The following is a 20,108-nucleotide window of genomic DNA, read 5'->3' as shown; positions in this document are numbered from 1 at the left end:
CTGCACCTCACGCGGTTCGGGACTTGGGGTCGAGGGACTCCCGCAGGGACTCCCCCAGCAGGGTGAAGCCCAGGGCGGTGACGGCGATGCACAGCCCGGGCAGGAACGCCAGCTGCGGGGCGATCGCCAGCTCGGCCTGGGCGTAGGTGAGCATCCGGCCCCACTCGGCCGTCTGCGGCACGCCGCCGCCCAGCCCGAGGAAGGAGAGGGCGGCCGCGTCGATCACCGCCGTGGCCAGGGTCAGGGTGCCCTGCACGATGACCGGCCCGGTGCTGTTGGGGAGCAGGTGGCTCATGGTGATGGTGCTCCGGGACAGCCCCAGGGTCTGGGCCGCCAGGACGTAGTCCGCCCCCTTCTGGGAGAGCATCGAGGAGCGCAGCAGCCGGGCGAAGATGGGCACCTGCGAGGCGCCGATCGCGATCATCACGGCCCACTGGCTCTGGCCCATGATCGCGGCGATGGACACCGCGAGGAGCAGGTTGGGCACGGAGAGCAGGATGTCGACGAAGCGCATGATGACGCTGTCCACCCAGCCGCCGAAGCCGCCCGCCAGCAGCCCGAGCAGCATGCCGCCGGCCAGTCCCAGCGCGGTGGAGACCACGCCGATGACCAGGGAGGCGCGGGCGCCCCAGATCAGCTTGGACAGCAGGTCCCCGCCGAAGCGGTCCAGGCCCAGCGGGTAGCCCTCGACGTCGCCGGGGCCGGGGATCCCGGTGGGGGTGATCTCGGTGCGCCCGGGCAGCTCCTCGCCGCCGAACGGGGCGAGCCACGGGGCGAGGAGGGCGACGAGCAGGAACACGCCCACGATCACGGCCCCGGCGATGGCCGCGGGGTTGCGGCGCAGCCGCCGGAAGGCGTCCTTCCACAGGCTCGTGCCGGTCTGCTCGACGGTGCCCGGGACGACCGCGACGGCGTCGGGGCCCTCGGTGTGCGCGGGCCCGGAGGGGGCGGGGGGAAGTGTGGCACTCATTGAACACGCACCCGGGGGTCGATGAGGCTGTAGGAGATGTCCACCAGCAGGTTGATCAGGGAGTAGGCCAGGGCGATGAAGATGATGAAGCCCTGCAGGACGGGGTAGTCCAGGTTGAAGATCGCGTCCCGCAGGAACCGGCCGATGCCGTTGAACGCGAAGACCGTCTCGGTCAGCACCGCCCCGGAGATCAGCAGGCCGGTCTGCAGGCCGATGGTCGTGATCACGGGCAGCATGGCGTTGCGCAGGATGTAGCGGCCGCGGATCAGGTTGCGCGTCAGCCCCTTGGCGCGGGCGGTGCGCACGTAGTCGGCGCTCTGCACCTCCAGCACCGAGGCGCGGGTGATGCGCACGATGATCGCCAGCGGGATCGTGCCCAGGGCCACCCCGGGCAGGATCAGGTGCAGGAACGCGTCCCACGCGGCGTCCCACTCCCCGGTGAGCAGGCCGTCGAGGACGAAGAAGTTGGTGTAGTGCGTCGCGTCGATGCGCGCGTCCTGCCGCCCGTCCGCGGGGAAGAGCGGCACCTTGATGGCGAGCAGCCACTTGAGGATGAACGCCAGGAAGAAGACGGGCACCGTGATGCCCAGCAGGGACAGCACCACGGAGGAGTGGTCGAGGGGCCGGCCGCGGTGGCGGGCGGCCACGTAGCCGAGCGGGACTCCCACGCCCACCGCGAAGACCAGCGCCACGAGCGCGAGCTCCAGGGTGGCGGGGAAGCGGGTGAGGAACTCCTCGACCACGGGCCGGCCGGTCACGATCGATGCGCCGAAGTCCCCTCGGAGGAGCTGGCCCATGTAGACGAAGTACTGCTCGATCAGGGGTCGGTCGAAGCCGTAGACCTCGTTGATGCGGGCCACGGCCTCGGGGGTGGCCTTGTCCCCCAGCAGGGCCGTGGCGGGGCCCCCGGGGAGGGCCCGGACCCAGGCGAAGAGCAGGATCGACAGGCCGAGGAGGGTGGGGATCAGCAGGGCGAGCCGCTTGCCGATGACTCGGAGCATTCCGGTCCTTCCGGACGGAGAGGGGCAGGGGAAGACCGTCGGGAGACGGGGCGGCCCGGGGGCGGCGCGTGCGCCGCCCCCGGGCCCGGGGCTCACTCGCTGAGCTGGATCCGGTTGAAGACCTCGTCGTTGACCGGGCTCACCGGGTAGGACTCCACGCGGGCGTCGAAGGCGAGCGACGGCGCCGGGTTGGCCAGGGGCACGGCCGGCAGCTTCTGCATGATCTGGTCGTTGATCTCCTCGTAGACCGGGGTCTGCTCCTCGATGCTGGTCAGCTCGCGGGCGTCGGCCAGCGCCTGGAACAGCTCGGGGTCGTCGAAGCCGAACTCCGGCTTCTCCTGGCCGAAGAACACGCCCACGAAGTTGTCGGTGTCGTTGTAGTCACCGGTCCAGCCCAGCAGGTGCAGATCGTGGTCCGAGGTGCCGTTGACCCGGTCCAGGTAGTCCGGGGACCACTTGTCCGGCTGCGGGTTGACGGTGATGCCCACCTCCTCGAGCTGCGCGGTGAGGGTGGTGAAGGTCTGCTCCGGGTTGGGCATGTAGGGCCGCGAGACGCCCGTGGGGTAGCTGAAGTCCAGCTCCAGGCCGTCCGCGTAGCCGGCCTCCTCGAGCAGCTGGCGGGCCCTCTCGGGGTCGTACTCGTACTGGGTGACGTCCTCGTTGTAGCCGTTGACCGACTCCGGGATGAACTGCGTGGCCACGGTGGTGCCCTCGGGCAGCGTCTGGGAGACCAGGGCGTCCTTGTCGATCGCGTGAGCGATGGCCCGGCGGACGTCGGGATCCGCGAGCTCCTCCTGGGCCTGGTTGAAGCCGAGGTACAGGATGGTGAACGGGTCGCGGGTGACCACGTTGTAGCCGCCGTCCTTCAGCGCCTGGGTGTCGGCCGGCGCCACGAGGTCGTAGCCGTCCACGCTGCCGGACTCGAGCGCCTGGCGGCGCGCCTGCGGGTCGTCGATGATGCGGAAGATCACGTCGGTGACCTGGCCCTGCTCGCCCCAGTAGTCCTCGTAGGCGGACAGGACCACCTGGTTGCCCACGTCCCAGGACTCGAACCGGAACGGGCCGGTGCCCACGGGGTGGCCCTGCGCGTACTCGGAGAGCTCCGGGGACTCCGCGGTGCCGCCGGCGGTGTCCGCGCCGTACTCCTCGAGCGCCGTGGGGGACTGCATGGCGAAGGCCGGCAGGGACAGGGCGGCGATGAAGCCGGCGAACGGCTTGTTCAGGGAGACCTCGGCCTCCTGCTCACCGGTGGCCTCGCAGCCGGCGTAGATGGCCTGCTCCGGGGAGTCCGCGAAGCCCTTGAACAGCGAGCCGTAGTAGTAGGCCATGTTCTCGGACTGGAGCAGGCCCTCGAAGTTGTACCAGCGGTCGAAGTTCGCGCAGACCGCCTCCGCGTCGAAGGTCGTGCCGTCGTGGAAGGTGACGCCGTCCTTGAGCTGGAACGTGTAGGTCCTGCCGTCTTCGGACTGCTCCCACGACTCCGCCAGCAGCGGCTCCGGCTCCGCGGAGCCCTCCTGCACGCCCACGAGCCCCTCGAAGATCTGGCGCGAGACGCGGAAGGACTCGCCGTCCTGGGCGAACGCGGGGTCCAGGGACTTGGGGTCGGACGACGCCGCGAAGACGAACGTGCCGTCGACCTCGCCGGCGGCGGCCTCCCCGGAGCCGCCCTCCTCCTCCCGGTCCGAGGCGAGACAGCCGGTGAGCACCAGGGAGGCCGCGGCGGCCAGGGACGTGACGGCGAGGGCGCGGCGGGCGCGCCCCGGGCGGAATGGCGTGGACATGAACGGACTCCTCGGAAGGGCAGGCGGCAGGCCCCGCTCCGGGTCGCGGAGCAAGGACGTGGTCCCCGGGCTGCCGACAGGTGTGACGGGCACCACACGGTACAAGTGATACCACGAGTAGCAGCCAATTCTTTCCACACGCACATGGCGCGCATGTTTCCGGCGCCTCACACCCCCGATCCGTCGCCTTTCCCCCACCCATACCGCCAGCAGGCTTGCTAGTCTGCTGGGGAAGACATCCCGAGCAGGACCGACCGGAGAAAGCAGGGCCCCGTGGCCGACATCAATCCTGAGCAGGCGCGCAACGATCCGGAGAAGGCCCGGGAGGCCTTGAACGAGGAGTCCGGCCGCAGCATCTCCGGCGACACTCCTCCCGGCGCCGGCCTGGGCGTCGGGCCCGACAATCCGCACCTGGACGTGGACCACCCCGGGGACTCCGCGAAGGGCAAGATCGCGATCGCCGCCATCCTGGGCCTGGTGCTGCTGTTCGCCGTGCTGTGGTTCGTGGGCGCCATCGTCGGCCTGTTCTGAGCCGGCGGCACCCGGGCCCCGCGCCGCAGCCGCTCAGCCGCGGGCCCCTGGGCCGACGCGCCTGAGCGGCAGCGCCTGAGCTCCCGGCCCTCGGCCGCGTCCCGGGCCGGCGGCGCGCCGCGGGCCCGGGATCCGCTCACTGCTCGTCGTCCTCGCCGTCCTCGTCGTCCAGCTCGGTCCAGTCCTGCGAGGAGGGCCCCATCAGGGCGAAGCGCTCGCCGTCCGGGCCGGCGGCGAACACCAGCTCTCCGTAGCCGAACTCCTCCGGCTCCCGGAGCAGGGTGCCCCCGGCCCCGATGACCCGCTCGGCGGCGGTGTCGGCGTCGTCGACCTCGAAGCACACCCACCACAGGGGCGGCGCCTCCTGCAGGTGGTCGATGTCCTCGGCCGGCACGCCGATCCCGCCCGCGCTGCGGTCCATCCCCGGGACCGTGAACACCGCGTAGGCCTCGTGCCGCGTCCCGATGTCCTGGTAGGTGTAGCCGAAGACCTCCGCGTAGAACCGTTCGGCGGCCTCCCGGTCCGAGGTCAGGAGGTCGCACCACGCCACGGTGCCGTGCTTGCCGATGATGCTGAAGCCCGTGTGCTCCCGGGGCTGCCACACCCCGAAGGCGGCGCCCGTGGGATCGATCCACACGCCCATGGTGCCGAAGCGGCCCACCTCCATCGGCTCGAACAGCTGGCGCGCCCCGGCGGCCACGGCGGCGCGGCCGGTCGCCACGATGTCGTCGGAGGCGAGGTACACCGCCCACGCGTGGGGGTCGTCCTCCGTCTCCGGCAGCGCCGGGGACAGGCCCGCCACGGGCTCGCCGTCCACCAGGGCGTTGCAGTAGCCGCCGTACGCGGGGTCCGAGGGCGTGAACCGCCAGCCGAGCACGGAGGCGTAGAAGTCCATGGAGCGGTCCAGGTCGGAGACCATGATGTCCGCCCAGCACGGCGCCCCGGTGGGCCACCGGTCGATGCGCTCGGCCATCTCTGCGTCCTCTCGTACCGCGCCGGGACAGGGTCCGCCGGGTGCGCGTGGCGCGGACCACGCCCGGGATCCTCCGCCCCCATGGTCGTCCCCCGCGGCCCGGAAGGGAACACCCCGGTGGCGACATCCGCGTGCCGGCCCCGGGCGTTAACATTCCTCCTTTCCCGCCGGGGCCGCGGATCCGTTCCTACACTCGGACCAGGAGGGGAGCCCGGCTCGCGGCCGGGCCGGCTGCCGGGGGACGGACGGGCAACCATGCGCGCTTGGTGGATCGAGGAACCCGGCCCCGTGGCCGGCGGGCCGATGCGGTTCGGGCGGTGCCCCGACCCCGTGCCCGGGGCCGGAGAGCTGCTCGTCCGAGTCCGGACCTGCGGCGTGTGCCGCACCGACCTGCACCTGGCCGAGGGCGACCTGCCCCTGCACCGGGCCGGGACGATCCCGGGCCACGAGGTCGTCGGCGAGGTCGTCGCCCGGGGCCCCGGGTGCTCCCGGTTCCGGACGGGCGAGCGCGTGGGCGTCGCGTGGCTGCGCAGCACCTGCGGGCGGTGCCGGTTCTGCCGCCGCGGCCAGGAGAACCTCTGCACGGACCCGCGCTTCACCGGGTGGGACCACGACGGCGGCTACGCGGAGCTGACCCTCGTCCCCGAGGCCTTCGCCTACCGGCTGCCCGAGCTGTTCGACGACGAGCACGCGGCCCCGCTGCTGTGCGCGGGGATCATCGGCTACCGGGCCCTGCGCCTGGCGCAGCTGCCGCCCGGGGGCCGGCTGGGCGTCTACGGGTTCGGGGCCTCCGCGCACCTCGCCGCCCAGGTGGCCCTGCACCAGGGCGCCGAGGTGCACGTGATGACCCGCTCGGAGCAGGCCCGCGAGCTGGCCCGCGCGCTGGGCGCCCACTTCGTCGGAGCGGCCGACGAGCCTCCCCCGGCGCCCCTGGACGCGGCGATCCTCTTCGCCCCCGTGGGCACCCTCGTGCCCCCGGCCCTGCGCGCCCTGGACCGCGGCGGCACCCTCGCCGTCGCCGGGATCCACCTCAGCGAGATCCCGGCCCTCGACTACGCCGCCGAGCTCTTCCAGGAGCGGCAGCTGCGCAGCGTCACCGCCAGCACCCGGCAGGACGGCGAGGAGTTCCTGCGGCTGGCCGCCCGGATGGGGCTGCGGCCCACCACCGTCCCCTACCCGTTGAGCGGCGCGGACCGGGCGCTGGCGGACCTGGCCGCGGACCGGGTCACCGGAGCCGCCGTCCTGCACGTCTGAGCACCGTTCCCGCGCCGCCCGGCCGGGAGGACCACCGAGAGGAGCACCGCCATGACCCTCGCGATCGTCTCCGAGCCGGAGCACGGCAGTCCCCGCCGGGCCGCCGCGGCGATCGCGCCGGGCCCCGCCGAGCCCTGATCCCACCGGGCCGGGAGTCCCCGGTCCGACCACCAGCCGACCTCAGGGGGTACCCGTGACCGCGCAGCCCGTCTCTCCTCCGCCCGCTCCCGCCGATCGGCGTCCCGGCCCGCGCCCCACCCGGCCCGGGCAGTGGGCGCTGCTGGTGGTCGGCGTCCTCCTGACCGCCCTGGGCCTGGCGGTGCTGGTCAGCGGGCTGGTCCTCGCCGCCGCCGCCTCGGCCCAGCAGGGAGGCCGCTACCTCAGCACGCCCCCGGACCGCCACCAGACCATCACCTACGCCCTGGTCGGACCGCCGGCCGTGCTCGACCTCGGCGAGGCCGAGGTGTCCGCCGTGCCCTTCCTGGACGAGCTGGGCAGCGTGCAGGTCCGGGTCACGCCCGTGGACCCGGAGCAGGAGCTCTTCGTGGGCGTGGCCGCGTCGGAGGACGTCGACCGGTACCTGGACGGCGTGGCCCACGCCCGGATGGGCAGCGCCACGGAGGCCGGGGACGACGCCCGGGACCGGGTCGCCGGTGAGCGGGCGCCCGACCGGCCCGGAAACCGGACCCTCTGGGCCGACTCGGACCAGGGTCCGGGCACCCGGGAGCTCACCCTGGACCTGCGCCCGGGCAGCTGGACCCTGGTGGTCATGAACGCCGACGCCACCCGTCCCGTGTGGGCCGACGTCCAGGTGGGGGCGCGCTCGGACCTGCTGGGCCCGGTGGCCGGCGGCCAGCTGATCGGCGGGCTGGTGGGCCTGGTCGTGGGCGTCCCGCTGCTGCTGCTCGGCGCCGCCGGGCTGGGCCGGGACATCGGCCCGGGCACGCCGCCGCGCGGCACGGGCCCCGGTGCGGCCCTCGCCGGGGCCCCGCCCCGGGACGGGACACCCGCACCGCTGTACCCGGTGCGCCTGACCGGCCTCCTGGACACGGGGCTGTCCCGGTGGCTGTGGCTGGTGAAGTGGCTGCTGGTCGTCCCGCACCTGATCGTGCTGGCCGTGCTGTGGTTCGCCCTCGTGGTCACCACGGTGGCGGCGGGGATCGTCATCCTGTTCACGGGCCGGTACCCGCCCTCGTGGTTCTCGTTCTGCGTGGGGGTCCTGCGGTGGAGCTGGCGCGTGGGGTTCTACTCGTACGCGGCGCTGGGCACCGACCGCTACCCGCCGTTCACGCCGGCCCGGGCGGACTACCCCGCGGAGCTGGAGGTCGCCTATCCGGAGCGGCTCTCCCGCGGCCTGGTGCTCGTGAAGTGGTGGCTGCTGGCGATCCCGCACCTGCTCGTCCTGGGCGTGCTCACGGGCGGCGGGAGCACGTGGACCAGCGTCTCGGAGAGCGACGGCAGCACGACGACGACCAGCTGGGGACCGTCCCTGCTCGGTCTGCTCGTGCTCGTCGCCGCCGTGGCCCTGCTCTTCACGGGCCGGTACCGCCCCGAGCTGTTCGCCCTGGTGGTCGGCATCAACCGCTGGGTCAACCGGGTGCTGGCCTACGTCCTGCTGATGCGGGACGAGTACCCACCGTTCCGGCTCGACCAGGGCCCCGTGGACCCTCCGCAGCGGGACGCGGCGACGCCTCCGGGGCCTGCGCTGCCGGAGCGATCGGGCGACCGCCCGGGCGGTCAGGGCCCGCCGCGCTGAGCGGGGCGTCCTCCCGGACCGGCCCTCCGGGAGGACGCCCGATCAGGGGCCGCCCCAGGAGCCCGGCGCAGCAGGCCGACACAGCAGGCCGATACAGCAGGCCCCCTTAGCGGAACCGGACCTCCTCGATCCGGGCGCGGAAGAACTCGCCCTCGGCCTGCCGGTCGGTCCCCCACCCCCATCCGGCCCGCAGCACGGTGGGCACCCGCACCCCGGCGAAGGACTCCTCCGCGGACAGCGCGACCCCGAACGGGTGGCGGCCGAACCCGGTGCCGTCAGGATCACCCCAGCGCTGCATGCTCAGCTCCACGAGCCGGCCCTCCGGGTCGACCCGGACCAGGCACTCCTCGGGCGTTCCGTCCAGGACCCAGGACATGACGGCGGTGTCCGGGGCGGGCCCCTCGGACCACGCGGCCCGCACGCAGGCCGGCGGCACCGTGACGCCCTCGCCGGCGAGCCGCCCGGCCGCGCTGCGGGTGATGTCCGGGCCCGCCGCGGACAGCACGGGCACGACGCCCAGCAGCCGCCACCGCAGCTCGCCCTCGCCGGCACCGTAGCGGTCGAAACCGGTCACCGGCAGTCCGAGGACCCGGGTGCGGGCCGCCCACACGAAGCCGACCCCCGGCGCCAGGAGCTGGTGTGCGGAGAAGGCCCGCCACCTGCCGCCCAGCCGGATCTCACCGCGCATCCGCAGCTCCGCCCTCGACCACGCCGGGGTGCCGGGCGGCACGGCGCGGGCCAGCCAGCGGCGCGCGGGCCCGGGCAGGCCGGCGAGCGCCGCGGGGTCCACGACGGGCGGCACCGGGGAGCCCGTCCGCTCCAGCGCGGCCCAGTGCCTCCGGGCGGCCCGCGGCAGCCGCCGGGTCACGGCCGGCTCCGGGGCCTGGGGACAGGACCGGGAGGCGGCTGCGACGGGGCCGGGCGCGGGATCATGCCCCCAGGCTAGAGCGGTGCGCCGGGGCGGTCCCGGCGCACGCCCGCGATCGTCGGTCACACTCGGTCACGACGCCGCGGCGTCGTGGTGGCGTGGTGGCGTGGCGGCCATGACCGGGGCGGCGCTGCCGGCCGCGTCCCGGGTCGCGCGGCGGGCCGGCGCATCCCGTGGCCCGGCACCGGTGTGTGACGCGGTGGCGGGCCGCGGCGGGGCGTGGGCGTTGACTGCCGGCAACGCCGGCTCCACGATGAGGACCGAATGACCCAGGAGATGCTGCGCAACGTCGTGCGGCTGGCCGAGGGGGACACCGCGTCCCCGAGCACCGGGAGGACGACCATGACCCGCACCGCGACGAGCAGGGGCACCACCGCGACGAGCAGGAGCACCACCCGCAAGGGCGCCCGTGGGAGGAGGACCCGGTGGGAGGACCTCACGCCCCGGCAGCGGACGGCGCTGCTGACGCTGGCCACCGTGCAGGTCTCGCTGGCCGCCACCGCCTGGGCGGACCTCGCCCTGCGCCCCGCGGAGGAGGTCAACGGCGGCAAGGGCGCGTGGGCGGCGATCATCGCGATCAACTTCGTCGGCCCCGTCCTGTACTTCCGGTACGGCATCCGGCGCTGAGGCGCTCCGGGCCCGGGACGGTCGTCCCGGCACGGTGCCCGCGCCGGCTCGGGGACGTGAACGGCGACGGCCGCGACGACGTCGCCGGCTCGGGGCACTCGGCCACCGACGTCGAGCTCTGCTGAGCACGGGGCCGCGCGGCGCGGCCCGGGGCGGGGCCGCGGAACCCCGCCACGTCCTGCCGTGCCACCGGCCCGGCCGTGCGGGCGGCACCGCCTCAGGTCAGGAACGACCGCAGGTTCCGCTCGGCCGCCCGGTAGGTGTCGGCGTCGATGGTCTCCCCGTGGTGGAAGCGGTCGACCACCCGCGGGTCCACGTAGGAGCTGCGGGCCACGGTGGGGGTGTTCCCCAGGTGCTCGGCGACCTCCCGCATGGCCGCGGAGACCGCCTTCTTGCGGGCACTCTGGCTGGGGCGGGTGTCCGCGCGGGCGGCCAGCGCGAGGGCGGCGCTCACCGTGCCCTGCCACGTGCGGAAGTCCTTGGCGGTGAAGTCCGGCCCGCACCGGTCCCGGACGAAGTCGTTGAGCCGGGCGCTGGTGGTGGTGGCCCACTGCCCGTCCTCGTCCCGGTAGGCCAGGGCCGGTTCGTCCGGATCCCGCTCCAGCATGGGGGCCAGCGCGGCGGCGAGGTCGGCGTCCCGGAGGGTCAGCGACCACTGGTGCCCGCTCTTGCCGGGGAAGTCCAGGTGCACGTCGTCCCCGTCCACCCGCACGTGCCGCACCAGCAGGGTGGTCACCCCGTAGGAGCCGTTGGACTGGGCGTACTCCTCGTTGCCGATCCGCAGGGCCGCCTCGTCCATGAGGCGGAAGGCCGCGGCGCACGCCTTCTCCTCCGTGAGGCCCTCCGCGCGCAGCAGCCGCGTCACCGCCGGCCGGGCCCGGGGCAGGGTGTCGCCGAAGTCCAGGACCCGGTCGAACTTCTCCCGGTCCTTCAGCTCCCGCCACCGGGGGTGGTAGATGTACTGGCGCCGCCCGGCGTCGTCCACCCCCGTGGCCTGGATGTGGCCGTTGGGCTGCGGGCTGATCCACACGTCCTTCCAGGCCGGGGGGATCGCCAGACCCCGGATCCGCTCGAGGTCCTCGGGGACCTCGACCTTGGTCCCGTCCGCGTGCCGGTACACGAAGCCCTTGCCGTGGCCGCGGCGCGTGATGCCGGGGCGGTGGCAGTTGCTGCGCCGGAGCCGCGGCCGGCGCGGGGTGCGGGGCGTGGGCGGGGTCTGCTGCGTGGCGGTCATCGTGTCCTCTCGGGATGAGTTCCCGGACCACGCCGGGGACGCCAAGTCTACTGATCACCGCGGCTGCGACGCACTGCGTCACCCTGCGCCGTGTCCTGGAGCGCGGCCGCGGCGCGACGGAGACTGGAGGCACGCCCGCCGAGCGGAAGGATCCACCATGAACGTCCTCGTCGCCTACGCCACCCGGCACGGCGCCACCGCCGGGATCGCCGAGCGCATCGCCGGGGCCCTGCGCGGGGCGGGCCTTCCCGCCGAGGCGCGCCCCGTGGACGACGTCCGCGACCTCGCCCCCTACGACGCGGTCGTGCTCGGCGGCGCCGCCTACATGTTCCACTGGCTCAAGGACGCCACCGTCTTCGCCCGCCGCCACCGCGAGGAGCTGGCCGACCGGCCGGTCTGGCTCTTCAGCAGCGGCCCGCTGGGCACCGACCGCGTGGACGCGGAGGGCGAGGACGTCCTGGAGGCCGCCCGGCCGAAGGAGTTCGACGAGCTCACCGCGCTGCTGCACCCCCGCGGGGAGCAGGTCTTCCGCGGGGCGTACGACCCCGACGCCCCGCCGATCGGCCTCGCCGAACGGCTGACCCGGCACCTGCCCGCGGCGCAGGAGGCCACCCCGGCGGGCGACTTCCGCGACTGGCCGGCGATCGACGCCTGGGCCGAGGGGATCGCCGCGGAGCTGCGGTCCGGCGGCTGAGCGCCGCGGCGCTCAGGGCTCCGAGCGGGTGTACGCGGCGGCTCGCACGGCGTCGTCGTCCTCGAGCCCGGCGCCGAGGGCCCCGCCCACGGTGGCGAGCGTGGCCGTCAGCCACGCCAGCTTGCCGTACTCGGCCGCCCCGGCCGGGGCGCCGATCACCGCCGCGAAGACGTCGCCGTCCACGAGCAGCAGGGCGCCGAGCCAGGACAGGGCGAAGACCGCGGCGTAGAACACGACCACGCCGATGGCCACGGTCGCGGCGGTGGCCAGGTTGAACAGCGCCACCTGCTCGCGCTCGGCGCGCCGCCGCGGACGCTCCCAGAGCCGGGCGCCCACGATCAGCGCACCGGTCACCGCACCCACCGAGAGCAGGCCCAGCAGCCCCAGGCGCCAGGGCCCGTAGGCGGCGGCGAGCAGCCACAGGTCCGAGGCCACCAGGGTCAGCACGCCGGTGGCCGCGGCGAGAGCGAGCAGCCGGGACAGGCGCACCACCAGGGTCCAGGGCCGGTTGGCCCGGATCATCCCCAGTAGCAGGCGCACGTTGCCGCCCAGCACCCGGGCGGTGAACTGCACGGCGTTGTCCTCCGGGTGGTCCTCGAGGTCCTCCGCGCGCTGCCGGGCGCGCCGGACGAGCTCCTCCTGCGCCTCGGCGTCGTCCGCGGCCTCGGTGTCGTGGCCCAGCAGGTGACCGACCACCCGGACCACGGTCTGCCGGACCTTCTGCCCCACGTGCACCGGCCCGAGGGCCGGGACGGCGACGAGGCCCACGCCGTGCACGGGACTCAGCTGCGTGAGCACCGGGCTGCGGCCGTCCTTGAGGGGGACGTCCGTGAGGACGACGACGAGGTCCCAGTCCTCGTCGAGCATCCGGTCGCGGGCGGCCTCGAGCAGGTCGAGCCCGTCGGCCGGCGGGACCACCAGCCGGTCCTCGGCCGCGGACACGCGCCAGCGCACCCCGGGATAGCGCTCGTGCAGCGGGGCGAGCAGGGAGCCGGCGAGGTCCCGGGGCAGGACGCCGGCGATCTGGGGCGAGAGGAGGAGGCCGACCAGCAGCTCCGGCACGGGCTCGTGGGCGGCAGCGGGGTCGGCGGCGGTGGCGGAACGGTCGTCGGGCACCGCTCAATCCTGGGGCAGGACCCGGGGAAACGCCACTCGCCGCGGCCCCGCGGTGGGCACGCCCGCCCGGCGCAGGACGTGCCCCGGCGTCGACGGGAGGGCACCGCCGGGTCCGGCGGCGGAGTGCGGGACGGGAGCCGGTGACCGCCGGGGCGGCTCAGGCGGCCAGGGCGGGGCGGGGCGCGGGGTCCCGGAGCGGTCGGACCGGCAGCTCCGCCAGCGGATGGGCGCGGGGCCCGGCGGGAACGCTGATGCTCACGGCGCCGAGGTCCGGCGAGGCCCCCTCGTGGTCGACGGCCGCGCGCAGCAGCGTCACCGCGGCGGGTTGCAGGTGCCGGACGGAGTCCAGATCGACCCGCACGGGCACGCCGGCGCCGAGCGTGCGGGCACGGCCGATCACGGGGTGGAGCACGTGTTGGTTGGCCTCCGTGAGGCACCCCGTGACGAGGATGCGGACGTGGGTGGCGTCGAGGTCCACCTGGACCAGGACGGACATGGTGTGTTTCATGGTGAAAGCTTTCGAGGATCGGGGGCGGCGACCGTGGTGGTCGCCGGTGCGGAACGGGCGGGCCGGCGGCGCCGGTCGGTCCGAGGAGCCGACCGGACGGGCCGTGCGGCCTGCCGGGTGCAGGGCGATGCCGGGGCAGGGCGCTGCGGGATGCCGGTGACTGCCGGGAGCACGGCACCGCGGAGTGCCGTGGCAGTGCGGGGGCGCGGGCACCGCAGCACCGGGTGCGGCGCCACGGGCGGATGGCCCGGGGTGCGGGACCGCACCCGCAGGCGCACGGTGTGTGGGACGACGCGTCGGACGTCAGGCCGCGGGGCCGGGCGCCGGAGAGATCAGGCGATCGGTGCGGCCCCGGGTGCAGACCGCGACGTCCGTGGCCTGGCTGCCGTACTGGGGGTCGGACTCCGTGCCCCGGTGCCGCTCGAGCGAACGGCACCGCCGGAGTCGGTCGCCGGGACGTGCCCGAGCACGTCCGTCGAGCCGTGCACGAGGGTGCTGCGGTCGACGCCCTCGGCGGCATCGACCCGGCGCGTCGTGCCGCTCGTCGGGTGCGGACTGTCGTCCGGCGCCTACGGCCCGTCCCCCGCGTTCGGGGCACTCCGGCGCTGCGCTGCGTGCCGTGGACCGGAAGACCTGCTGCGCCCGGACGGGGCGGACAGCCGGACCGGCCAGTACGACAATTTCGACAACCGATGAAGCATACACGCTTCGGCCGGAACGCGGGAGGGATCCGCGGTCCGGCCCCCGGTCTCCCGCCCGGCGCCCACGGGCGGCCGGCGCCGGGATGGCCAATACCGGGAGTCTCGCCTACGGTGGGATCAGGTCGAGCACACGGCCTCTTCCCGTGGCGGCTGCACACCAGGAGATCCCGGACCGCCGTCCCTGCGCCCTCGTCCGGCGCGCCCCGGCCGGTGGCCCCTCCGGATGTCCCGCCCCGTCCCCGAACGCACGGGTGGGCGGACCGGCCACCGCCGCTCTCCCCGCGCCGCGACCAGCACCGTGACCATCACCGCGTCCTCTCGGGCCGCCACCCGCGCATCGGGTGCGGCCCCTCTCCGCACACCTGCCCCGCACTTTCCGCGAAGGACACCACCATGAGCGCACCCACCACCGTGACCCACCGCAGCCCCGCACCGACCCCGGCCGGCCACGACCGGCCCTGCTCCTGCCTCGGGCCGGACGAGGCCTTCCCGGCCGCCCTGGCCGCCCTCAGCATGGACGAGCTGCAGGTGCTGCACTCCCGGATCTGCCGCCAGCTCGACCGGGAGTACCTCACCGCACCAGACGGCCCCCACCCCTGCACCACCGACCGGCTCCAGGAGGTCGTGCACGAGCTCGACGCCCGCGACGCGGCCTGAGACCCCCGTCCGGCTCCGCCCCCCCCAGGGGGGACGGAGCCGGACCGCCGGGTCAGCGGGCGGGCACCCGGGCCGCCACCGGGTTCTCCAGCGTCCCGGCGTACTGCAGGGACGCGGCCTGGTCCGTGAGGTCGACCATCTGCAGGGTGTTGAGCAGCTGCAGCCGGTTGAGGCAGGAGTGCTCGAAGCGGGGCGCGAAGAGCGGCACCCGCGCCGCACCGGCAGGGTCCGCCTGGGCCACCTCCTGGAGGCACTGCGCCGCGAGCTCCCAGAACGTGCCGGCCGCCAGCAGCCCGTCGGTCTCGAGCAGGCCCGCCAGGTGGCGCAGCACGCCGTCGAACACGTCGGTGTGCACGGACAGCGCCGCCGTCGCGGGGTCCACGACGTGCCGGATCCGGTCCAGGCCCTCCGGCAGGGGACGGTCGGTGACGACGGCGACCTCCTCGCCGATGTCCTTCATGATCGTCCGCCGCGGGACGTGCTCGTGCAGCACGAGGACCACGTTCTCGCCGTGGGGCATGAACACGAGGTCGTGGGCGAGCAGGCACCGGGCGACCGGGGCGAGGTAGACGTCCAGCAGCCGCCGCACCCACTCCTCGGCGGTCAGCCCGGAGGCCCGCACGTGCACGGAGACCAGCGGGGTGCCCAGGGCGTCCACGTGCAGCAGGGACGCGAGGGTCGCCAGCCGCTCCCCCGGCCCGGTGCGCCCCACCGGACTCTCCCGCCACAGCGCCGCGAGCATCTTGGTGTGCGGGCCCTCCTCGCCGTGGCCCGAGGCGGCCGCTCGGTGGTAGGCGTCCCCGGTGTAGCCGATCGCCGCGACCTCCCGCAGGACCGAGAACCCGGCCCCGGCCAGCACCGGGTCGGCGGCCACGAGGTCGGCCACCCAGTCGTTGATCGCGGGGGTGTCGCGCATGTACCGGGGGGAGAGCCCGCGCAGGAAGCCCATGTTCTGCACGGCCAGGGCCGTCTTCACGTAGTGCCGCTCCGGGCGGGTCGTGTTGAAGAAGGTGCGCACGGACTGCTGGGCGCGGTGCTCGTCCCCGCTCTCCCCCAGCAGCACGAGGTCCCGGCGGGCGAGGTCCGGGGCGAAGGTCACGGTGACGCGGTGCTCCCACTGGTGGGGGTGCACCGGCAGGAAGCGGTAGTCCTGCGGGTCCAGGCCCAGCCCGGTGAGCCGGGCCCGGAAGCGCGCGCGGGTCCCGGGGTCCAGCTCCGCGGCGTACAGGGCGTCCTCGTCGAGGCCGCGCCCGGTGTCGACGCGGCTGAGCGAGCGGCGTGCGGCCACCCACACGAGGCGCACGGGCCGGGCCGCCTCGGGGGCGTACCGGTCGTGCTCGGTGACGCCCAGGCCGATCCGACCGTTGTTGGCCACGAAGCCGGGGTGCCCCTCGGTCATGGCGGCCTCGACCTCCTGGAAGCCGGCGTCCGCCAGCGCCGATGCCGGGCGGGTGCGGTGCACCAGCTTGTAGGCCGCGGAGGCGAGGGTGCTCGCGATCTCCTCCAGGTAGGTGGCCAGCAGGTGCGCGGGGATGCCCAGCTGCGGGGCGAGCTCGGTGACCAGGGCCTGGGCGTCGGGCTCGGCGTCGGCGCCGGCCACCGTGCGGCGCAGCGAGCCCTCGTCGAGCACCCAGTGCTCCAGCGCGGTGCGCCGGGCCCGGAACCGGTAGCGGGCGGTCCCGGCCTGCACCTCGAAGAGGTCCTCGCCCACCGGTTCGGGGTGCACCAGCCGCTCGTGGGCGAACTCGGCCAGGGCCTTGCAGCACAGGTGGCGGTGGGCGACGCGCATCGGGTGCAGGCCCAGGTGGCCGGCCGCGGCCGGCCCGGCGGGAACGGCGTGGACCGCGGCGGCCGGGACCGGGCGGGCGGCCCCCGCCAGCTCCGAGGCCGCGAACTGCTCCCGGGTGCAGGTGCTGAGCAGCGCGGTCTTTCCCGGCAGCGGCAGGGGTCCGTGGACCTCGAAGCCCGCCCGGGCGTTGAGCCGGTGCACGGCCTCGTTGCGGACGTCGGGCTCGACCACGACGCGCCGGGTGGCGGGCCGGTCGAACAGCCCGCGCAGCGTGGCGGCCATCAGGGCGGCGCTCGTGCCGGGCACCGGGGTGCGGGCCGGGGCGAGGAGCAGGTGCATCCCCACGTCGCCGGCGCGGTGGGCGTAGCGGCGGGCGAGCAGCACCTCGGCGGGGTCGTAGGTCTCCACGAGGCCCAGCGGGACCCCGTCCAGCCGGGCCAGCCAGGCCTCGCAGCGGGGGTGGGCCGCGACGGCCTCGAAGGCGCGGCGGACGGTGGCGGGGTCGGCGTCGAGCAAGCCCCAGAAGCGGGACCGGGGGTGGGTCAGCCACGCGTGGAGCAGCTCCACGGTGGGCCCGTCCAGCGGCAGCGGCTCGAGGGTGAGGACGCCGCCGGGGGTGGCGAAGCGCTCGGCGGGGGCGGGGTGCGGGGTACTCATGCGGTCTCCTGGGGAATGCCGAAGGTCTGGAAGGCGATGGCGGGCTCGACCGGGTAGACCTCCCGGCCCGTCACGGCCCGGAGGATCACGCTGTTGCGGTAGGCGCCCATGCCGAGGTCGGGGGCGGTCAGGCCGTGGGTGTGCACCTCGGCGTTCTGCACCCAGATCCGGCGGCGCTCCCGGTCGATCGCGTAGTCGCGGGAGACGTCGTAGCGCCCGGCGGCGTCCCAGGCGATCTCCTCGCGCACCGGGTCCAGGAAGGCCGGGACCTCGGCGCGGTAGCCGGTGGCGAGCACCAGGGCGCCGGTGGTGTGCCGCCAGCAGCGCTCGAGCTCGTCGTCGCGCAGCGCCAGCTCCACCGTGCCGGCCGCGGCGTCCCACCGGGCGCCGGTCAGGGACGTGTTGGTGGTGAGCAGCCCCGCCGGGTGCCCGTGCACCGAGCGGCGGTAGAGCAGGTCGTGGATCTCGTTCACCAGCTCCGCGCTGATGCCCTTGTAGAGCGTCGTGTGCTCGCGGTTGAGCCGGTCCCGCCGGTGCCGGTCGAGGCCGTGGAAGTGGTCGACGTACTCGGGGGAGGTCATCTCGAGGGTGAGCTTGGTGTACTCCATGGGGAAGAACCGCGGGGAGCGGGTGATCCAGTCGACCCGGGGCCCGTCCGCCCCGGCGCGCTCGAGCAGGTCCCGGTAGACCTCCGCGGCGGACTGGCCGCTGCCGAGCACGGTCACGCTCTCCCGCCCCAGCAGCTCCTCGCGCCGGGGCAGGTAGTCGCTGGTGTGCAGGACGGGACCGGTCCCGGGCTCCACGCCGGCGGGCACCCACGGCACGGTGCCCACGCCGAGGACCAGGCGCCGGGCCCGCCACTGCTCCGTCCCGGCCCGGGTGCGGGCGGTGACCGTGTACGCGTCCGCGGCGGCGTCGCGCTCGACGGCGACGACCTCGCGGCCCCAGTGGAGGCTCTCCAGCTGCTCGCTCGCCCACCGGCAGTAGGCGCTGTACTCGGCGCGCAGCGGGTTGAAGTCCTCGCGGATGTAGAAGGGGTAGAGCCGTCCGGTCCGCTTGAGGTAGTGCAGGAAGGACCAGGGGGAGGTCGGGTCGGCCAGCGTGACCAGGTCGGCGAGGAACGGGACCTGGATGGTGGCGTCCTCGAGCATCAGCCCGGGGTGCCAGTCGAAGCCCTCGCGGGCGTCGAGGAACACCGCGTCGAGGTCCTCCAGCGGTGCGGCGAGGCAGGCCAGGCCGAGGTTGAAGGGGCCGATCCCGATGCCCAGCAGGTCGTGCACGTGCTCGGTCGCGGCGGCCATCAGCGCGCCCCCGCGGCGGCCAGCGGTGCGGCGTCCCGCGCGGCGGAGCGGACCAGGTCGAGCACCCGCTCGACGTCCGCGGCGGTGGTCACCGGGTTGAGGAACGTGAACTTCAGGCATCGGCGCCCGCCGACGACGGTCGAGGCCACGACCGCGCGGCCCGAGTCGAACAGCGCGGCCCGGACCGACTCGACGAGACGGTCGGCCGCGTCGTCGTCGGTGCCCGGGGGCCGGTGCCGGAACAGGACGGTGGAGAGCACCGGCCGGGCCACGAGCTCCATGTCGGGGGCGTCCGCCACGATCCGGCCGGCCTCCTGCGCGAGGTCCAGGACCCGGTCCAGGGCCCGGCCGAGCTCCGGGGCCCCGACGGTGCGCAGGGTCATCCACAGCTTGAGCGCGTCGAACCGCCGGGTGGTCTGCAGGGACTTGTCCACCAGGTTGGGCCGCACCGCGTGGCGGGGGTTGAGGTACTCGGCGCTCCAGGTCGAGAAGCGCAGGTCCCGTCCCCGGGCCAGCAGCAGCGCGGAGGCGGCCACCGGCTGGAACCAGGACTTGTGGAAGTCCACGGTCACGGAGTCGGCCCGCTCGATCCCGTCCAGCAGGTGCCGCCGGGTGGGCGAGACGAGCAGGCCCCCGCCGTAGGCGGCATCCACGTGCAGCCACACATCGTGCGCCCGGCACAGCTCCGCGACCGCCGGCAGCGGGTCGATCACGCCGAGGTCGGTGCTCCCGGCGGTGGCCACGACCGCGGCGACCTCGTCACCGGACGCCGCGACCTCGTGCAGGACCCGTTCGAGGGCCACCGGGTCCAGCGCCCCGTCCCGGCCGGCAGGCACGGGGACGACCGCGTCCGCGGGCAGCCCGAGCAGGTGGGCGGCCCGGTCCACGCTGAAGTGCGCGTGCTCGCCCGCCACGATCCGCAGCCGCCCGAGGCGCTCCTGCCGCGGGGCCGGGTTCGGGCGGGACAGCCGGTGCTCGCGGGCGGTGAAGAGGGCCTGCAGGTTGGACTGGGTGCCCCCGGTGGTGAACACCCCGTCCGGCTCCCCCGCCGCCGGGAAGCCGATCCGGGCCGTGGTCCAGTCCACGAGCCGCTGCTCCACCAGGGTCGCGGTGGTGGACTGGTCCCAGGTCTCGACCGCGGTGTTCACGGCCGCGGTGAGGGCCTCGGCGGCCACGGCGGGAATGGCCACCGGGCAGTTGAGGTGGGCCATGTAGCCGGGGTCGTGGAAGTGCACCGCGTGGTCGAGGTAGAGCCGGCGCGTCTCCTCGAGCACGGCGGCGACGTCCCCGAGGGGGCGGTCGAGGTCGACCTGCGCGACGAGGTCCTCGAGCTCGGCGGGCGTGGCGGCGGAGCGGGGGCGCTCCGTGCCGGCCAGGTGGACGGCCACCGCGTCGACGGTGCCGTGCAGGGCACTGGCGTACTGGGCCGGGGTCCGGCGGGTGAACAGGAAGTCGTTCATGGGCTCCTCGCAAGGGGGATCGATGGGGCCGGGGGCTCGCCTCGGACTGAGGCAAGGCTTACCTAACCACATCGGCGGAGCGATTACATCATGCCCGTGTTGCGTATTCGCCGCCCTCCACCCTAGGGTGATCCCTGTCCGGCGGTTAGGCAATCCTTCCCTAACCGCAT

General features: G+C 74.9%; 17 protein-coding genes. 6 read left to right on the top strand and 11 right to left on the bottom strand.

Annotated features, from left to right (window positions below; all coding sequences use genetic code 11):
- Positions 1-7: 7 nt before the first annotated feature.
- The 3 genes from GMA12_RS14325 to GMA12_RS14315 all read right to left on the bottom strand — a co-directional run bounded on the left by GMA12_RS14325 (position 8) and on the right by GMA12_RS14315 (position 3,752).
- A complete protein-coding gene (locus tag GMA12_RS14325; protein WP_156270145.1) occupies positions 8-970 on the bottom strand; it encodes an ABC transporter permease in 963 nt (320 codons plus the stop codon).
- Positions 967-1,971: an ABC transporter permease gene (locus GMA12_RS14320; RefSeq protein ID WP_156270144.1), complete on the bottom strand. Its 1,005-nt coding sequence runs from the start codon at positions 1,969-1,971 to the stop codon at positions 967-969. The genes GMA12_RS14325 and GMA12_RS14320 overlap by 4 nt, the downstream gene beginning before the upstream one ends.
- A 92-nt stretch (positions 1,972-2,063) precedes the next feature.
- Positions 2,064-3,752 (bottom strand): ABC transporter substrate-binding protein, encoded by a 1,689-nt coding sequence (locus GMA12_RS14315; protein ID WP_156270143.1) that lies wholly within the window; start codon positions 3,750-3,752, stop codon positions 2,064-2,066.
- Positions 3,753-4,025: 273 nt separating this feature from the next.
- On the opposite strand from GMA12_RS14315, the gene GMA12_RS14310 reads away from it, so the two are divergent.
- Positions 4,026-4,283 (top strand): DUF6480 family protein, encoded by a 258-nt coding sequence (locus tag GMA12_RS14310; RefSeq protein WP_162459892.1) that lies wholly within the window; start codon positions 4,026-4,028, stop codon positions 4,281-4,283.
- 136 nt (positions 4,284-4,419) lie between these two features.
- Here the strand turns inward: GMA12_RS14310 and GMA12_RS14305 are convergent, their stop codons facing one another.
- Entirely contained in the window at positions 4,420-5,256 is an 837-nt protein-coding gene (locus GMA12_RS14305; protein ID WP_156270142.1) for a VOC family protein, read from the bottom strand.
- A gap of 255 nt (positions 5,257-5,511) precedes the next feature.
- Here GMA12_RS14305 and GMA12_RS14300 point away from each other — a divergent pair, with 255 nt between their 5' ends.
- Positions 5,512-6,510: a zinc-dependent alcohol dehydrogenase family protein gene (locus GMA12_RS14300; protein WP_156270141.1), complete on the top strand. Its 999-nt coding sequence runs from the start codon at positions 5,512-5,514 to the stop codon at positions 6,508-6,510.
- A 193-nt stretch (positions 6,511-6,703) separates the two neighbouring features.
- The gene (locus GMA12_RS14295; protein ID WP_162459891.1) at positions 6,704-8,266 is read left to right on the top strand and encodes a DUF4389 domain-containing protein; all 1,563 of its coding nucleotides are present in this window, start codon (positions 6,704-6,706) and stop codon (positions 8,264-8,266) included.
- Positions 8,267-8,372: 106 nt separating this feature from the next.
- On the opposite strand, the gene GMA12_RS14290 is transcribed toward GMA12_RS14295, so the two are convergent.
- Positions 8,373-9,134 carry a DUF6544 family protein gene (locus GMA12_RS14290; RefSeq protein ID WP_156270140.1) on the bottom strand — a complete coding sequence of 254 codons (762 nt, stop codon included), beginning with the start codon at positions 9,132-9,134 and terminating at the stop codon, positions 8,373-8,375.
- 324 nt (positions 9,135-9,458) lie between these two features.
- Here GMA12_RS14290 and GMA12_RS14285 point away from each other — a divergent pair, with 324 nt between their 5' ends.
- The gene (locus tag GMA12_RS14285; protein ID WP_156270139.1) at positions 9,459-9,821 is read left to right on the top strand and encodes a hypothetical protein; all 363 of its coding nucleotides are present in this window, start codon (positions 9,459-9,461) and stop codon (positions 9,819-9,821) included.
- 217 nt (positions 9,822-10,038) lie between these two features.
- Here GMA12_RS14285 and GMA12_RS14280 read toward each other — a convergent pair whose 3' ends face one another.
- A complete protein-coding gene (locus GMA12_RS14280) occupies positions 10,039-11,055 on the bottom strand; it encodes a DNA topoisomerase IB (RefSeq protein ID WP_156270138.1) in 1,017 nt (338 codons plus the stop codon).
- 157 nt (positions 11,056-11,212) lie between these two features.
- On the opposite strand from GMA12_RS14280, the gene GMA12_RS14275 reads away from it, so the two are divergent.
- Complete coding sequence (locus GMA12_RS14275) at positions 11,213-11,749, top strand: flavodoxin domain-containing protein (RefSeq protein WP_156270137.1); 537 nt, start codon at positions 11,213-11,215, stop codon at positions 11,747-11,749.
- A 12-nt stretch (positions 11,750-11,761) separates the two neighbouring features.
- Here GMA12_RS14275 and GMA12_RS14270 read toward each other — a convergent pair whose 3' ends face one another.
- Positions 11,762-12,865 carry a hypothetical protein gene (locus GMA12_RS14270; protein WP_162459890.1) on the bottom strand — a complete coding sequence of 368 codons (1,104 nt, stop codon included), beginning with the start codon at positions 12,863-12,865 and terminating at the stop codon, positions 11,762-11,764.
- Between the two features lie 157 nt (positions 12,866-13,022).
- On the bottom strand, positions 13,023-13,373 hold the full coding sequence (locus GMA12_RS14265) for a hypothetical protein (protein ID WP_156270136.1): 351 nt from the start codon (positions 13,371-13,373) through the stop codon (positions 13,023-13,025).
- 1,094 nt (positions 13,374-14,467) lie between these two features.
- Here GMA12_RS14265 and GMA12_RS14260 point away from each other — a divergent pair.
- Entirely contained in the window at positions 14,468-14,731 is a 264-nt protein-coding gene (locus GMA12_RS14260; RefSeq protein ID WP_156270135.1) for a hypothetical protein, read from the top strand.
- A 52-nt stretch (positions 14,732-14,783) separates the two neighbouring features.
- Here GMA12_RS14260 and GMA12_RS14255 read toward each other — a convergent pair whose 3' ends face one another.
- Genes GMA12_RS14255 through GMA12_RS14245 form a run of 3 tightly spaced genes read right to left on the bottom strand, consistent with a single transcriptional unit; the run spans position 14,784 to position 19,938 of the window.
- A complete protein-coding gene (locus GMA12_RS14255; protein ID WP_156270134.1) occupies positions 14,784-17,177 on the bottom strand; it encodes a GNAT family N-acetyltransferase in 2,394 nt (797 codons plus the stop codon).
- On the bottom strand, positions 17,174-18,478 hold the full coding sequence (locus GMA12_RS14250; RefSeq protein WP_156270133.1) for a lysine N(6)-hydroxylase/L-ornithine N(5)-oxygenase family protein: 1,305 nt from the start codon (positions 18,476-18,478) through the stop codon (positions 17,174-17,176). The genes GMA12_RS14255 and GMA12_RS14250 overlap by 4 nt, the downstream gene beginning before the upstream one ends.
- Complete coding sequence (locus tag GMA12_RS14245) at positions 18,478-19,938, bottom strand: pyridoxal phosphate-dependent decarboxylase family protein (protein ID WP_156270132.1); 1,461 nt, start codon at positions 19,936-19,938, stop codon at positions 18,478-18,480. The genes GMA12_RS14250 and GMA12_RS14245 overlap by 1 nt, the downstream gene beginning before the upstream one ends.
- Between the last annotated feature and the right edge of the window lie 170 nt (positions 19,939-20,108).

Origin of the sequence: Kocuria sediminis (assembly GCF_009735315.1) — a bacterium.
GTDB classification, from domain to species: domain Bacteria; phylum Actinomycetota; class Actinomycetes; order Actinomycetales; family Micrococcaceae; genus Kocuria; species Kocuria turfanensis.
This window is presented reverse-complemented; position numbering and strand designations above follow the sequence as displayed.